General features: G+C 64.4%; 15 protein-coding genes. 4 read left to right on the forward strand and 11 right to left on the reverse strand.

All coding sequences use genetic code 11. From position 1 onward, the window contains the following. Window positions 1–28 precede the first annotated feature (28 nt). Window positions 29–340 (forward strand): hypothetical protein, encoded by a 312-nt coding sequence (locus JQ627_RS00850; RefSeq protein ID WP_212482277.1) that lies wholly within the window; start codon window positions 29–31, stop codon window positions 338–340. 9 nt (window positions 341–349) lie between these two features. Here the strand turns inward: JQ627_RS00850 and JQ627_RS00855 are convergent, their stop codons facing one another. From JQ627_RS00855 to JQ627_RS00890, 8 genes are all read right to left on the reverse strand, one after another. Beyond that, on the reverse strand, window positions 350–1,270 hold the full coding sequence (locus tag JQ627_RS00855; RefSeq protein ID WP_409363790.1) for a DUF1932 domain-containing protein: 921 nt from the start codon (window positions 1,268–1,270) through the stop codon (window positions 350–352). After that, complete coding sequence (locus tag JQ627_RS00860; protein ID WP_212482278.1) at window positions 1,270–2,139, reverse strand: ABC transporter substrate-binding protein; 870 nt, start codon at window positions 2,137–2,139, stop codon at window positions 1,270–1,272. Before JQ627_RS00860 ends, JQ627_RS00855 begins: the two co-directional genes overlap by 1 nt. Window positions 2,140–2,246: 107 nt before the next feature. Then, window positions 2,247–2,930: a 4-carboxy-4-hydroxy-2-oxoadipate aldolase/oxaloacetate decarboxylase gene (locus tag JQ627_RS00865; protein WP_212482279.1), complete on the reverse strand. Its 684-nt coding sequence runs from the start codon at window positions 2,928–2,930 to the stop codon at window positions 2,247–2,249. Next, window positions 2,927–3,640 carry a PIG-L deacetylase family protein gene (locus tag JQ627_RS00870; RefSeq protein WP_027517331.1) on the reverse strand — a complete coding sequence of 238 codons (714 nt, stop codon included), beginning with the start codon at window positions 3,638–3,640 and terminating at the stop codon, window positions 2,927–2,929. Before JQ627_RS00870 ends, JQ627_RS00865 begins: the two co-directional genes overlap by 4 nt. Before the next feature lie 67 nt (window positions 3,641–3,707). Then, a complete protein-coding gene (dctA, locus tag JQ627_RS00875; protein WP_212482280.1) occupies window positions 3,708–5,009 on the reverse strand; it encodes a C4-dicarboxylate transporter DctA in 1,302 nt (433 codons plus the stop codon). Continuing rightward, complete coding sequence (locus tag JQ627_RS00880; protein ID WP_212482281.1) at window positions 5,006–5,890, reverse strand: amidohydrolase; 885 nt, start codon at window positions 5,888–5,890, stop codon at window positions 5,006–5,008. Before JQ627_RS00880 ends, dctA begins: the two co-directional genes overlap by 4 nt. Then, on the reverse strand, window positions 5,890–6,849 hold the full coding sequence (locus JQ627_RS00885) for an amidohydrolase (protein WP_212482282.1): 960 nt from the start codon (window positions 6,847–6,849) through the stop codon (window positions 5,890–5,892). Before JQ627_RS00885 ends, JQ627_RS00880 begins: the two co-directional genes overlap by 1 nt. A gap of 68 nt (window positions 6,850–6,917) precedes the next feature. After that, window positions 6,918–7,628 carry a TetR/AcrR family transcriptional regulator gene (locus JQ627_RS00890; protein ID WP_212482283.1) on the reverse strand — a complete coding sequence of 237 codons (711 nt, stop codon included), beginning with the start codon at window positions 7,626–7,628 and terminating at the stop codon, window positions 6,918–6,920. Window positions 7,629–7,742: 114 nt separating this feature from the next. On the opposite strand from JQ627_RS00890, the gene JQ627_RS00895 reads away from it, so the two are divergent. Together JQ627_RS00895 and JQ627_RS00900 are read left to right on the forward strand one after the other, a co-directional pair. Further along, a complete protein-coding gene (locus JQ627_RS00895; protein WP_212482284.1) occupies window positions 7,743–8,723 on the forward strand; it encodes a tripartite tricarboxylate transporter substrate binding protein in 981 nt (326 codons plus the stop codon). 10 nt (window positions 8,724–8,733) lie between these two features. Continuing rightward, complete coding sequence (locus tag JQ627_RS00900) at window positions 8,734–9,528, forward strand: ABC transporter substrate-binding protein (RefSeq protein ID WP_212482285.1); 795 nt, start codon at window positions 8,734–8,736, stop codon at window positions 9,526–9,528. Window positions 9,529–9,545: 17 nt separating this feature from the next. Here the strand turns inward: JQ627_RS00900 and JQ627_RS00905 are convergent, their stop codons facing one another. Continuing rightward, window positions 9,546–10,691 (reverse strand): mechanosensitive ion channel family protein, encoded by a 1,146-nt coding sequence (locus tag JQ627_RS00905; RefSeq protein WP_212482286.1) that lies wholly within the window; start codon window positions 10,689–10,691, stop codon window positions 9,546–9,548. A 121-nt stretch (window positions 10,692–10,812) separates the two neighbouring features. On the opposite strand from JQ627_RS00905, the gene JQ627_RS00910 reads away from it, so the two are divergent. After that, complete coding sequence (locus tag JQ627_RS00910) at window positions 10,813–12,063, forward strand: DUF763 domain-containing protein (protein WP_212482287.1); 1,251 nt, start codon at window positions 10,813–10,815, stop codon at window positions 12,061–12,063. A gap of 21 nt (window positions 12,064–12,084) precedes the next feature. Here the strand turns inward: JQ627_RS00910 and JQ627_RS00915 are convergent, their stop codons facing one another. Together JQ627_RS00915 and JQ627_RS00920 are read right to left on the reverse strand one after the other, a co-directional pair. Next, window positions 12,085–12,318, reverse strand: a complete 234-nt coding sequence (locus JQ627_RS00915) for a hypothetical protein (RefSeq protein ID WP_212482288.1) — start codon at window positions 12,316–12,318, stop codon at window positions 12,085–12,087. 91 nt (window positions 12,319–12,409) lie between these two features. Beyond that, window positions 12,410–13,663, reverse strand: coding sequence for a cytochrome P450 (locus JQ627_RS00920; RefSeq protein WP_212482289.1), 1,254 nt, complete (start codon window positions 13,661–13,663; stop codon window positions 12,410–12,412). Between the last annotated feature and the right edge of the window lie 59 nt (window positions 13,664–13,722).

Raw genomic sequence — 13,722 nt, forward strand, 5'->3', positions numbered from 1 at the left:
AGTCTGCATTCAACGGGGAAGCATTGACATGTTCAACGCATTCAGCAGCATCGACTATCATTCCATCCGGGCGAGAACGCCGAGCGAAGCCGCCATGAAGCGGCTCGACGGCATCGGGCAAGTCCTGTCGGATCTCGATCTTGCGGGCGTCCGGACGCACGATGACCTGACGCGCGCGCTTCTGACGCTCGACACCGCCGACAAATGCATCCGTGCGATCCGCGCAGAATTCCGCACCGAAGCCGCAAGCGATCGGCTGGTGCGCAAGGCCGAGAACCTGATGGAGCTGATCGAACGCGCGCGCGACGAGCTTACGGGCTGTCGCGCCGCAACGTCCTGAGTTGAAGCCCTACTTCTCGCGATTGATCTTCGTCAGGATCCGATCTGCCTCGGTCCGCCAGTCGGCGCTGCGGGCGAACTCCTTGGTGCCCTTGGTGCCGAACAAGCCTTCATCCGCGAGATCGGCGACCCAGGCCTGCCGCTCGGCCGTGCCCTGCGCCGACCACGGCGTCAGCCCGGCCTCGCGCACGGTCTCCGCGACCTCCCGCACCTCTTCGGCGCGGCGACGGCCGTGCTCGATCACGCGTTGGAAGAAATAGGCGCCCTGCTTCTCCCAGTCGATCGCGGGAAAGGTTTCAGCAAGCGAAGCCAGCACCGCATCCTCGACGCCGTAGGCGCGCGCGGTGGTGAAGCTTTCGATGACCATGGCCTCCAGGCCCTTGATCATGATGCTGCGGCACATTTTTACTGCCGAGGACACACCGAGCTTGTCGCTCGCAACCTTGGCCGCGAACCCGATTGCATTCAGCAGCGGCTCCAGCTCCCTCGCGCCGGGGCCGCCGAGCAGGAGCGGCACCTTGATGCGATAAGGCGGCACCGAGGTCATCACGGCGCCCTCGACATAGCGTCCGTCAGCGCCGTCGATCAGCGCGGCGGCGCGCTGCTTGGCACCTGGCGAGGCCGAATTGAAATCGAGGAACCAGGTGCCCTGATTGATCGCCGCCGCGCAGGCTTCTGCCACCGGCACGGCCTGGCTCGCCGTGACCGCGGAGATGATGAAATCGGATTTCGCGGTCAGCTCGGCGTGAGACGCCGCCAGCGCAACCCCGAACTTCGCCGCATGCTCCTTCAGTGCAGCGTCCCGCTCGCCTCCGAGCTTGATGTCGTAAGCGGCGACCTTGATGTCCTGCTGACGCAGATCCTCGGCCAAAATCCTGCCGACCTCACCGTAGCCAACCAGCCCGACCTGCCATCGCTTCGGATCCGCCATCAGTTCAATCCTCGAATCGTCTCGTCGAAGAGCTCCTCGACCGCATAGCGGCGCGGAATCAGCGCCTGCTGGAACGCGTAGTCGACGATCAGCTCCAACGGCTTCCTGTTCGCTTCGATCCCGAACGGAACGAGGTCGGGCGTTGCCGCAGGTCCGGCCTGGGCCTTGTTCTGCTTGAGGAGATCATAGACGCCCGCGACTATTTCGGGGCGCGATTTCGCAAGCTGCTCGGTCACGACCACGAGATGATTGACCGGCACGACGCCACGGCGCGCGAACCATTTGGCGGCTTCGGCGGCCGGATCGGGGAATAGCGGCTTTAGCTTGGGATCGTTCGAGGCCTCGCCGAGGACGGCATCGAGCTCGCCGTCGAGCAGCATCTGAAGAATCTTCTTGTCCTTCGGCGCACGCTCGGTGGTGTCGACATATTCCGCGACGTGCGGATCCTCGAACGTCACCCAGCGGATCTTGTCGAGGTTGACGCCATAGTCGTTGGCGAGGATGCCCCTGATCCATGCGCCCGTCGTCGTGGTGAAGGAACGGATGCCGACACGCTTGCCTTCGAGATCGGACGGCCCCAGCGTTCCCTGCGCCGGATTATAGAGCGCGTAGGAATGCTGGAAACGGCCGAGCATGGTCGCCGGCAGCAGCACCAGCGGCTTGCCGTGCGCCTTGGCCATCAGATAGGTCACGATCGCCATCTCGCAGACGTCGAAAGCCTGCTCGCGCACCATCGGCTTGAACGCCGTGTTGGTCGGCGCGTACTCGATGAAGTCCAGGTCGAAGCGGTCGGAGCGAAGCTCGCCGCTCTTCACCGCCTGGACGTGGGGGTGACTGCCGAGCACGGCTTTCAGCTTGAGGCGATCCATCCACCCGCTCCGCTTCTCCAAAGCATGATCCGGAAAAGTGCGCAGCGGTTTTCCGGAAAGATCATGCGTAAAACAAACACCTAAAGTGCGATGAAGATCATCGCGCTTTAGACGTCCTCGGGATTGTCGACATAGACCAGCCCGGCCTTCGCCAGCGCCTCGCGCATGTTGTACATGTCGAGACCCAGTTCGCCCGAGCCAAGCCGCTTGCGTTTGCCGCCCTCGTCCGCATTGCGCTTCTTCGCCTTCTCGGCGACCTCAGCGGCATATCGCTTCGGCACCACGACGACGCCGTCGTCGTCGGCCACGACGATGTCGCCGGGATCGACATTGACGCCGGCGCAGACCACGGGGATGTTGACCGAGCCGAGCGTGGCCTTGACCGTGCCCTTGGCCGAGACTGCGCGCGACCACACAGGAAACTTCATCTCGTGCAGCGCTTTGACGTCACGGCAGCCGGCGTCGATGATCAGCCCCTGCACGCCGCGGGCCTGCAGCGAGGTCGCCAGCAACTCGCCGAACATCCCATCGGTATTGTCGGTGGTGCAGCCGACGACGAGAATGTCGCCCTTCTTGCACTGCTCGACGGCGACATGGATCATCCAGTTGTCGCCGGGCTGCGCCAGCACGGTGACGGCGGGACCGGCGATCGACGCCCCCGCCCACGCCGGTCGCAGATACGGCTTCATCAGCCCGATGCGGCCATAGGCCTCGTGCACGGTCGAGACGCCGTACTCTGCCATTCCGGCGGGGTCGGCACGCTTGATGTTGCGAACGACGACGGGCTTCATGCCAGCTCCTCCGCAACCGTCGGGAACAGGCGCTGATAGGCCTCGCCATAAGTCATGGGTACGCCGGTGTTGCGGCTGCCCTGGATGCCGCGGTTGAGCGCGACGCGCTCGTAATAGCCCCAGAGATGTTTCTGCGCGGCGAGGATCTGGAACGCCTCGTACTTCTCCTTCCAGACCTCGTCGATCTTGAGCAGCAGATCGGGCTTGTAGTTGCACTGCTCCGGCTGGTGCGGCTCGAACAGGAACACCGGCGGCGCCGAATATTTGTACTGCGCGCCGGGCTTGTGGCCCATCGCCTGCGCGACAACGCGGGTCTCCTGCGCGAAATGCGCCGCGTTCGGGTGGTCGAAATTGTAGGGGTCTTCCAGCGCATGCGTCAGCACGAAGCTCGGATTGAGCTCGCGGTAGATGTCGACCATGCGGTCGAAATGCGCTTCAGTAAGCTTCAGCGGATAGTCGCCGCAATCGAAGAACTCGATCTCCGCACCGAGCAGCTTTGCGGCCCGCTCCGCCTCGTCCTTGCGGCCGGCCTTGACCGATTCCAGCGTCGCGCCCTTCTCCTTCCAGGCGAACTGGCTCTCGCCGCGCTCGCCGAAGGACATGCAGACGATCTTCATGCGATAACCCTTCTTCGCATGCAGCGCGATGGCGCCGCCGGCGCGCCAGACGAAATCGCCCGGATGGGCCGTGATCACGAGACCTGTTTTCATGGGACAAACTCCCCTCTTTCGTTCGTAAGCATCATAGACGGCCCGCCTCATGCAGGCCGCCAATTCATCAAGCCGCGGCAGCCATGGGTTCCTCACCGTCCAGCACGCGCTTCAAACGCTCGTCGTCGAGCGCGCCTTCCCATTTGGCAATCGCGATGGTCGCGACGGCGTTCCCGATCAGATTGGTCGGGGTCAGCCCCTGCGACATCAGACGGTGGATCCCGAGCACCAGCGCAACGCTCGTCACCGGAATGGAGCCAGTCGCCGACAGGGTTGCCGCGAGCACGACGAAGGCGGCGCCCGCGATCCCCGCCGCGCCCTTGGACGTCACGAGCAGGATCAGCAGCAGTTCGATCTGCTCTGCCAAACCAAATGGCGTGTTGGTCGCCTGCGCCAAAAACACCGAGGCGGCGGCGAGGTAAAGACAGGTACCATCAAGATTGAAGGAATAGCCGGTCGGGATCACAAGCCCCACCACGCTCTTCTCGCAGCCCGCCCTCTCCAGCTTGGTCAGCATCCGCGGCAGCACCGTCTCGGACGACGTGGTGGCGATGCAGATCAACAGCTCTTCCCAGATGTAGCGGATCAGCTTGAGCAGCGAGAAGCCGCAGAGACGCGCGACGGGGCCGAGCGCCACGATGATGAAGATCACGCAAGTGAGATAGAAGCTGCCCAGCAGCTTACCGAGCGAGGCCAGCGAGCCGACGCCGAATTTGCCGACCGTAAAGGCGATGGCACCGAACGCGCCGATCGGTGCCGCCCACATCACGAAGCCGACGACGGCAAACACCATCTTGGCGGCGATGTCGATCAGATGGACCAGCGGTGCCGCGCGCTCGCCGAGCTGCACCAGCGCGAAGCCACACAGGACGGAGATGAAGAGCACCTGGAGGATGTTGCCCTCGGCAAAGGCGCCGATGAAGGTCGCCGGCACGATGTTCAGGAGAAACGGAACGAAGCCGATGGCGCCGGTCTGCTTGACGTAGGGCTCGATGGCGCTGGCATTGATGCTGGCGGGGTCGATGTTCATGCCGACGCCGGGCTTGAGCAGATTGACCGCGATGAGACCGATGATCAGCGCGATCGTCGTCATGATCTCGAAATAGACGATCGCCTTGACCGCGACCCGCCCGACCCGCGCCATGTCGGCCATGTGGGCGATGCCGTGCACGACCGTGCAGAAGATGATCGGCGCGATCAGCATCCGGATTGCCTTGATGAAGGCGTCGCCCAGCGGCTGCATTTTGGCACCCGCCTCGGGACTGGCGATCCCAAGCGCGATGCCGGCTGCCATGGCGATGAGCACCTGGATCCAGAGCTCCCTCCACCAGGCGCGACCCCGCGGCTTGTCGATCGCGAGTGCTGTCATTGGTCGAACTCGAACAGCCGCGCAGGATTCACGACGAGGATCTTCTGCTGGAATTCCGGCTCGGGCGCGAACAGCGGGATCAGATCGACGAGGTCGCCATCATTCGGCATCACCTTGACGTTGGGATGCGGCCAGTCGGTGCCCCAGATGACGCGATCCGGCGCGGTCTCCACGATCTTGCGCGCGAATGGCACGGCATCGGTAAAGGGCGGTCCAGCCGAAGATACCCGTTCCGAGCCGCAGATCTTGACCCAGCATTTCTCGTCGCGCTGCATCAGCTCGATCAATATCCTGAACGGAAGCTGGTCGAGCCCCTCCGACGCCTTCACCCGCCCCATATGGTCGATGGTGTAGCTCAGCGGCAGCCTGGCCAGCATGTCGGCATATTCGGGCAGATCAATCGCGTCGAAATGCAGATCGATGTGCCAGCCGAGCGGCGCCACCATCGCGATGACGCGGTTGAACACGCCTTTGTCGGGAACGCCGCCGAGATGGCGGACGAAATTGAAGCGGCAACCGCGGAAGCCGCCTTCGTGCAGCACACGAAGCTCACGCTCGGTGATGGCGTCGTCGATATTGGCGACCGCACGATAGGCGCCATTGCTCTGCGCAATGGCATCGAGCGCCACTGTATTGTCGGTGCCGTGGACGCTGGCATTGACGATGACCGCGCGCTCCACCCCGAGCTTGGCATGCAGCGCACGGAAATCCTCCAGCGGCGCATCCGGCGGCGTGTAGGAGCGATCAGGCGAATACGGATATTTCGAGCCTGGCCCGAAGATGTGACAATGCGCATCGCAGGACAGCTTCGGCAGCTTGAACTTCGGCGTGCGCGTGTCCGGATCGGGCGGCGGAATGGTCGGCGTGTACATCATCGTCATCAGGTGAACTTGAACAGGCGGGCCGGATTGTCGACCAGCAATTTTTGCCGGATCTTCTCATCGGGCGCGTAGAGGGGGATCAGGTCAACGAGATCGCCGTCATTCGGCATGACCTTGACGTTGGGATGCGGCCAGTCGGTGCCCCAGATGACACGATCAGGCGCGTTGTCGATCAGCGCCTTCGCGAATGGCACGGCGTCGTGGAACGGCTTGCCGGCGGCGGAGGCGCGCTCGAGGCCGGTGATCTTCACCCAGCATTTCTCGTCCTTCTTCTGGAGGTCGAGCAGCGCGGTGAAGCCGGGATCGTCCAGACCTTTCGCGGCCTGAACCGTGCCCATGTGATCGATCACGTAAGGCGTCGGCAGTGCGGTCAGGATCGGCGCGAATTCGGCGATCGTATCCGGCTCGAAATAGACGTCGATATGCCAGCCTAGCTCGGCGACGCGATGCACGATGCGCTGGAACTTGGTCATGTCGCCGACGCCGCCGAGACGCTTGAGGAAGGCGAAGCGGCAGCCGCAGATGCCGCCCTTGTCGAGCGCCGCCAGCTCCTTCCCCGTCATCTCGTCATTGACGTTGGCGATGCCCTTGTAGGCGCCCTCGCTCTGGGCGATGGCATCGGTGACGACGCGATTGTCGGTGCCGTGCACGGTGGCATTCACGATCACGCAGCGCTCGACGCCGATTGTCTCGTGAACGCTGCGGAACGTCTCCAGCGGCGCATCGGCCGTGTTGTAGGGGCGCTTTTCCGCGAAGGGATAGCGGGACGCGGGCCCAAAAATGTGGGTATGGCTGTCGCAGGCTTTCGGCGGCAGCTTGAAGGACGGCGTCCTGGGCTTTGGGTCAGGCGGGGTGATCGTCGGCATTGCCTTCGGCTCGGCACCTTGCGCGTGCGCCTCGCTCGCGAGCGCCGCACCGGCCAGTCCGGTCAAGAGATGCAAGCACTCCCGCCTGTTCATGTCCTCAACACCGTGTCACATGGTCCGGGCGGAAGCGCGCGGCCGCGCCTCCTCCCGGGCGGTTTCTTTCAAGTCTTGCTGCTGACGACCGGCCGCCGCCGCATCGGCGCGGCCTGATCGAGCGCCGGCGCCTGGAACGCGGCGACGGTGGCCTGCACCAATTGTTCGATGGCGCTGGCGGCGTCGCTGCCGTCGGCCTCGCCGCGCGACAGGCGCGAGACACGGTCCGGCGTCACCAGCGAGTAATAGAGCGCACCGAGCAGGAAGTGGCTGCGCCAGACGATGTCGGTTCGCGGAATATGCGGCAGACTCTCATGGATCGCATCGATGAAGGCGTGGCTGGTGTCGTCAAAGGTCTGCGCGATGATTTTTCGCGCGACCTCGTTGCCTTCAGCGGACATCACGGCGCGCAGCCGCGTGAAGCGCGCCCCGCCACCGGCGAGATCGCTGCCCGAGGTGAAGGCCGGCACCACATAGGCGCGCACCACCGCTTCGAGCCGGTCCTGGAGATCGCGCACGCGCCTGGCGGCGGCGAGCAGCTCGGAACGGCGCAAATTCATCGGCCCGCAATGCCGCCGGTAGATCTCCAGCAGCAGGCCATCCTTGGTCTTGAAATGATAGGTGACGCTGCCGGGATTGGCCCCCGCGGCCTGCGCGATATCGCGGACCGAAACGGCGTTGAAGCCGTTGGTGGCGAACAGTTCCTCCGCTGCGGCGAGGATCGCCTCGCGCATGTTCGGCTTGCGGGCCGTTTCCTTGCTGGTGGGCTTGCGTACCATGTGATTTGTACTATCGTACAAAAGATCAGGTCTCGTCAACAAAAACCATGGGCGGCGCCGGACGGCTCGGAAGACCGAGGCCGGGATGCGAACGCCCGCAAGGAGTGCTGGAAAATGCTGGGTTTGAACAAGACAATCGGCAGTTTGATGCTCGGTGCCGGTCTGCTGCTGGCGGGCAGCGCCGCGCAGGCCGCCGATAATTATCCGAGCAAGCCGGTTCACATCCTCGTGCCCTACGCAGCCGGCGGCGCCGTCGACGTGCTCGCGCGCACCTTGGGCCAGGCGCTGGCGAAGACCTGGGGCCAGCAGCCGGTGATCGACAACCGTCCCGGCGCCGGCGGCATCGTCGCCTCGCAGGCGCTGACGCAGGCCGCACCCGACGGCTACACGCTGATCCTGGTCGCGAGCGGACATCCGCTCAACCAGTTCATCTATCCGAGCGTGCCCTATGACACGTTCAAGGATTTTACCGCGATCACCGAAGTCGCCTCCTCGCCGCTTGCGATCGTCGTGGCCAAGGACAGCCCCTACAAGACGCTCGGCGATCTCCTCGCCGCCGCAAAGAAGGACCCGGACAAGCTTTCGTATGGCATGTCCGGCAACGGCACGTCCGCGCATCTCGCCGGCGAGCTGTTGAAGCACATGTCCGGCACCAAGATCGTCGCGATCCCCTACAAGGGCGGCGCCCCGGCGCTGACCGCGGTGATCGCCGGCGAAATCCCGCTCAGCATCAATCCGCTCGCCGAAGCGATCGGCCAGCTCGAAGGCGGCTCGGTGCGCGCGCTCGCGGTGACCTCGGCCGAACGCTCCAAGGCGCTGCCGAACGTCCCGACCATCGCCGAGTCCGGCGTCCCCGGCTACGACGTCTCGGTCTGGTGGGGCGTTCTCGGTCCGGCCAAGATGCCGCCGGAGATCGTGGCGAAACTCGAAACCGATCTGAAGGCGGCGCTGCAAGACCCGAACGTGCTGTCGACGCTGGGCAAGATCGGCGCGGCTCCGGTCGGCACGTCCGCCAAGGACTTTGACGCCTACATGCACGCCGAGGCGACCAAGTGGGAGCCGGTGCTGAAGGCCGCCGACATCCGCGCGCAGTGAGGCTCTTCACATGAGGACCTCTTCTGGGCGATTTGCGCGCACCGCCCTGCTCGCATTTGCAATGATCGGCCTGCTCGGCGCGCCCGCGCGCGCCGACGGCGAAGCAAAGCTGCTGGCACCGAGCGGCACGTTGCGCGTCGGCATCTATCCTGGGAGCCCGACCTCGATGGTGACTGATGCCGCCGGCAAGCCGCACGGCCTCGCCTACGATCTCGGCGGCGAGCTGGCAAAACGGCTGGGTGTTGGCGTCGACTATGTCAGGTTCCAGCGCGTCGCCGACATCGTCACCGCCATCCATGATGGCCAGGTCGACTTCACCGTGACCAACGCCACGCCGGCCCGCGCCAATGATGTGAGCTTCAGCCAGGCCGTGCTGGCGATCGAGCTCGGCTATCTGGTTCCCGCGAACTCGCCGATCAGAGAGATCGAGGATATCGACAGACCGGGCGTGAAGATCGGCGTCACCAAAGGGTCGACCTCAGAACGGACATTGCCGGCGAAGTTCAAGAGCGCGACCATCGTTCCGGCCGAAAGTGTCAAAGTCGCCATCGCCATGTTCGGCCGCGGCGAGATCGATCTCTACGCGACTAACAAACCGACGCTGTTCGAGATGTCCGACCAGATGCCGGGCGCAAAAATCCTCGACGGCAATTGGGGCGCCGAGCATATGGCCATCGCGATCCCCAAAGGACGCGAGGACGCCCTTCCCCTGCTCAACCGCTTCGTGACGGAAGAGCAGTCGTCCGGCGCGCTGGATACGATCCAGCAGCAGGCCGGCTTGCGCGGCGCGACCAAGGCTCAATAAGGAAAGCACCGCACCGGTCAATTGTGGGCGGTCGCCCGCATCTTTTCCGGTGCAGTGGATCGCTGCAGGAACTCCGTGTCGTCGCCCCCTCCCTGCGGGATCAGGATGGCGCGCTCGCGCGGCAGGGCTTCCGGCATTTCGTCGCGGATGAACGCGATCAGCTTCTCCCGCATCTCGCAGCGCAGGTCCCAGGACTGCGGCGCATTCCGCGCGCTGACCAGCGCACGCAGCTCGATGGTGCGGGAATCCGCATCGATCACCTGGAGATTGACCACGGCGCCGTCCCACAGCTTGGACTCCTTCACCGCGCCCTCCAGCCAGCGCCGGATGCGCGGCACGTCGGCGCGGTAATCGACATGGAGCGCGATGACGCCGATCAGGGACGCGGTGTCGCGCGTCCAGTTCTGGAACGGCTTTTCGATGAAGTAGGACAGCGGAACCACCATGCGGCGCCAGTCCCATAGCCGGATCACCACATAGGTCGCGGCGATGTCCTCGACCCAGCCCCACTCGTTCTCGATGATCACGGCATCCTCGATGCGGATCGGCTGGGTGATCGCGATCTGCACGCCCGCGATCAAATTGCTCAGCAGCGGCCGCGCTGCAAGACCGACGATGATACCGGCAGCACCAGCGGAAGCGAACAGGCTGACGCCGTATTGCCTGACCGAATCGAACGTCATCAGCGCGGTCGACACCGTGATGATGACGATGATGATGTCGGTGACGCGCTTGAACACGCGCACCTGGGTGACATGCTTGCGCGCGACGAAGTTCTCCGTGACGTCGCGAAAATTCTGCAGATAGCGCGCCGCGCTCATGTCCACGATCCGGATCGAGATCCAGCCGATCAGCGCGATGAAGCCGACGACGAACAGGCTCGTCAGCGGCGTTCGGAACGCGCTGTCGAGCGGCGCGAGCGGCAGCACCAGAGCGACGGCGGCAAGACATAGCGCCAGCTGGGCCGGGCCGGAGGTGCGCTCGATGAACACGCTCATCAGCGGAAGCCGGGTTCCAAAGGCGCGGTTGAGCAGCCAGACCGCGAGCCGATAGATTGACAGGGCAATCAGGATCGCGCCAGCGACCAGGCTGAGCCCGACGAACCATGACGGTATCCACCCGAACATCCTGTCGATGTCGACCATGACGGCCTGCCAATTCATTGAGGTCCCCGCATTTCCATTCGCGTCTCAACGCATTGCGGCAGGCTTCGCTCCCCCGCTCTGTGCAACGCAGGATCCCTCAGGTGCAACCGTCGCCGAACTGCGCCATTTCTAGGCAATCATGACTCGCCGAACCGGCAGCGCCGATCTCCCCCTTCACACCGGCCGGGTTCCCCCCTGGCTCGCCACCCGCATGTCTTCGCTGGGTGCGATCGTCACGCAGGCGATCGTGCATCATTACGGCCGCGATGCGTTCCTGCAGCGGCTCTCGCATCCGTTCTGGTTCCAGTCGTTCGGCGCCGTGATGGGAATGGACTGGCACTCCTCTGGGATCACGACCTCCGTGATCGGCGCGCCGAAGCGCGGGCTCGGGCCGCTGCAGGATGAGCTCGGCATCTATGTCTGCGGCGGCCGCGGCCAGCATTCACGCAAGACGCCGGACGAGTTGCTGCAGCTCGGCGATCGCGTCGGCTTCGATGGCGCAAAACTTACGCGCGCCAGCCGCCTGGTGGCAAAAGTCGACAGCGCCGCGGTGCAGGACGGTTTCGATCTCTATCTGCACGGCTTCTTCGTCACCGCCGACGCCAAATGGACCGTGGTGCAGCAGGGCATGAACGGCGACAAGCGACAGGCCCGCCGCTACCACTGGCATTCCGAGTCGCTCCGGAGTTTTGTCGATACACCGCACAGCGCGATCGACGGCCCGCAGCAGGGCGAGATCGTCAATCTCACAGACCATCGCGCCGACGTCTCGCGCACCGCGCAGCTCGAGCTGTTGAGCGGTCTCGGCCCCGATCGCATCCTCACTGAATTCGAGCGGCTCGTTGGGACTGCGCCCGAACCGGCACAGGCGATGCTGCCGCATTTGATAATGCCCGCGCATCATGATGTCAGGCCGAAGGACGTATTCGCACGCCGCCTGCATGGCACGCTGGCTGCAGCAGCCGAGCGCGCCCCGGTCGACTTCCCGGAGCTATTGCTGACGCCCGGCGTCGGCGCGCGCACCGTGCGCTCGCTCGCCATGGTCGCGGAGGTCGTGCACGGCGCCCCCTATCGCTTCAACGATCCCGCGCGATTTTCGCTGGCCCATGGCGGCAAGGACCGGCATCCCTACCCCGTGCCGATCAAGGTCTATGACGAGACCATCCGCGTGCTGAAGGGCGCGATCCAGAACGCCAAGCTCGGACGCGAGGAAGAGATGCAGGCGATCAGGCGCCTCGACGATCAGGCGCGTCGGCTGGAGCGTACTGCCAGCGGCCCGTCGGTCGAGGCCTACATCGCCGGCGAGCGCGCAGCCTCGCCCGATCTCGACGGCCGCTCCGTATTCGGCTGGGAGCGCGATCTTGCAGCAGCGAAGTCCACCGGCTCCTGAGGGCCTGCTTAGCGCAATCGCCTAATCATCGGCTTCCTCATCATCGGTCAGCCTGTTGGCGGAATGATCCTGATACTGCTCCGTCTGGATGAATTTGCTGTCCATGCCGCGAATGTCGGAATGCTGCGCCTTGTCGCGGTTCGACAGGATCATGTTGTCGCCGATCTTGTCCTTGGGGATGTCCGTGAGCGCTCCGTTCCCTGTGCCCTTGCCGCGCGCACCCGAACCGATATGTGTCTTGCCTCCATGGGGCATGGATTGCTCCATCATTGTTGTCCACATCTGGCCAACGCCGGCACCGCGGAGTTTGTTTCGCGGTTGCATGAGGGAACGATGAGGTTCCTGCTCAGCTTGCGAGCAGATGCTCTGTCTCGCTTGACCGCCGCCTCTCTCCGGCATCGGCAATCACAGGCAGTTTCGCAATCATACGAATCCCCGGCCGCTTGCGCCAGCGGATCTCCGAGGCATCGACGGCAAGACCAAGCCGCGGCCAGCGCGTGAACAGCGCCTGCAGCGCGCAGGTCGCCTCGATCCGCGCGAGCTGATGGCCGAGGCAGAAATGGATTCCCGTGCCGAAGGACATATGACGGTTGGGCTTGCGTTCGAGATCGAGCCGCTCCGGCTGATCGTGCACCGCTGGGTCCATGTTCGCCGCGGCGAGCATTACCATGATGCGATCGCCTTTCTTCAGCCGCACGCCCGCCAGCTCGACGTCCCGCCGCACATAGCGCGGCTTTGAGAATTGCACCGGCGAGACGAAGCGCAAGAATTCCTCGACCGCGAGCCCGGCGCGACCCCAGTCCGCTTCCAGCCAGTCACGCAAACCGGGATTCCTGAGCAGTTCGTAGACCGACCCGCTGATCAGATGCGTTGTCGTTTCCGAGCCCGCCGCGAGCAGCAGAAAGACCATCGCCACCATTTCGTCCGGCGTGATCTCGCCGCCCTCGCGCTCGACCTGGACCAGTTCGGCGATCAGCCCCTCGCCGCCCTGCTTGCGCGCGATCTGCAACTGTCCTTCCAGATAGCGCCGCATCTTGCGCAGCGCGAACAGCAGGCGGACGAAGCTTGCGACATTCGTCAGCGATGACATCGCGTTGGCCCAGGCGATGAACGTCGGGCGATCGGCCATGGGAAGGCCGAGAAGCTCGGAAATCACCGACAGCGGCAGGATACGCGCATAATGTTCGACGAGATCGACCGGGCTTCCTCCCGCGAACAGTTTAGCGGCGAGATCATCGGCGATGGCGCGGATGCGCGGCTCCATCGCCACGATCGCGCGGCGTCGGAAGGCCTCGTCCACGATGCTGCGTAGCCGCGTGTGATCCGGCTCGTCCATCGTCAGCATGTTGTTGGCGATGGTGGTGACAAGCTTCGGCATCCACCAGCGGACACCCGCGACGTCGCCGTCCTCTTTACGCAGCGTGAAGGTCGAGCTGTCCTTCAGCACCTGCGCGGTGGCGTCGTGGGTGGTCGTGATCCAGACGTTGCCGACGAGGGGAAAGCGCGTCGCGACCACGGGGCCTTGCGCGCGTAACGCGGCGATGGCCGTGGGTGGATCGCGAAAGAAGGCCTCGCTGGTGAAATCGAGGCGCGGTGTCATGGGATCACCGGAATGGTTGGTGGCGCCTCAACCAGATGGGATGCAGGGCGCATCCTGCA

Origin of the sequence: Bradyrhizobium liaoningense (assembly GCF_018130785.1) — a bacterium.
Taxonomy (GTDB): Bacteria; Pseudomonadota; Alphaproteobacteria; order Rhizobiales; family Xanthobacteraceae; genus Bradyrhizobium; species Bradyrhizobium liaoningense_A.

What these genes read in the sequence shown, in the direction of transcription:
- JQ627_RS00850 (WP_212482277.1), top strand. Translation starts at nt 29, where the DNA reads ATGTTCAACGCATTCAGCAGCATCGACTATCATTCCATCCGGGCGAGA.
- JQ627_RS00855 (WP_409363790.1), bottom strand. Translation starts at nt 1,270, where the DNA reads ATGGCGGATCCGAAGCGATGGCAGGTCGGGCTGGTTGGCTACGGTGAG.
- JQ627_RS00860 (WP_212482278.1), bottom strand. Translation starts at nt 2,139, where the DNA reads ATGGATCGCCTCAAGCTGAAAGCCGTGCTCGGCAGTCACCCCCACGTC.
- JQ627_RS00865 (WP_212482279.1), bottom strand. Translation starts at nt 2,930, where the DNA reads ATGAAGCCCGTCGTCGTTCGCAACATCAAGCGTGCCGACCCCGCCGGA.
- JQ627_RS00870 (WP_027517331.1), bottom strand. Translation starts at nt 3,640, where the DNA reads ATGAAAACAGGTCTCGTGATCACGGCCCATCCGGGCGATTTCGTCTGG.
- dctA (WP_212482280.1), bottom strand. Translation starts at nt 5,009, where the DNA reads ATGACAGCACTCGCGATCGACAAGCCGCGGGGTCGCGCCTGGTGGAGG.
- JQ627_RS00880 (WP_212482281.1), bottom strand. Translation starts at nt 5,890, where the DNA reads ATGACGATGATGTACACGCCGACCATTCCGCCGCCCGATCCGGACACG.
- JQ627_RS00885 (WP_212482282.1), bottom strand. Translation starts at nt 6,849, where the DNA reads ATGAACAGGCGGGAGTGCTTGCATCTCTTGACCGGACTGGCCGGTGCG.
- JQ627_RS00890 (WP_212482283.1), bottom strand. Translation starts at nt 7,628, where the DNA reads ATGGTACGCAAGCCCACCAGCAAGGAAACGGCCCGCAAGCCGAACATG.
- JQ627_RS00895 (WP_212482284.1), top strand. Translation starts at nt 7,743, where the DNA reads ATGCTGGGTTTGAACAAGACAATCGGCAGTTTGATGCTCGGTGCCGGT.
- JQ627_RS00900 (WP_212482285.1), top strand. Translation starts at nt 8,734, where the DNA reads ATGAGGACCTCTTCTGGGCGATTTGCGCGCACCGCCCTGCTCGCATTT.
- JQ627_RS00905 (WP_212482286.1), bottom strand. Translation starts at nt 10,691, where the DNA reads ATGAATTGGCAGGCCGTCATGGTCGACATCGACAGGATGTTCGGGTGG.
- JQ627_RS00910 (WP_212482287.1), top strand. Translation starts at nt 10,813, where the DNA reads ATGACTCGCCGAACCGGCAGCGCCGATCTCCCCCTTCACACCGGCCGG.
- JQ627_RS00915 (WP_212482288.1), bottom strand. Translation starts at nt 12,318, where the DNA reads ATGCCCCATGGAGGCAAGACACATATCGGTTCGGGTGCGCGCGGCAAG.
- JQ627_RS00920 (WP_212482289.1), bottom strand. Translation starts at nt 13,663, where the DNA reads ATGACACCGCGCCTCGATTTCACCAGCGAGGCCTTCTTTCGCGATCCA.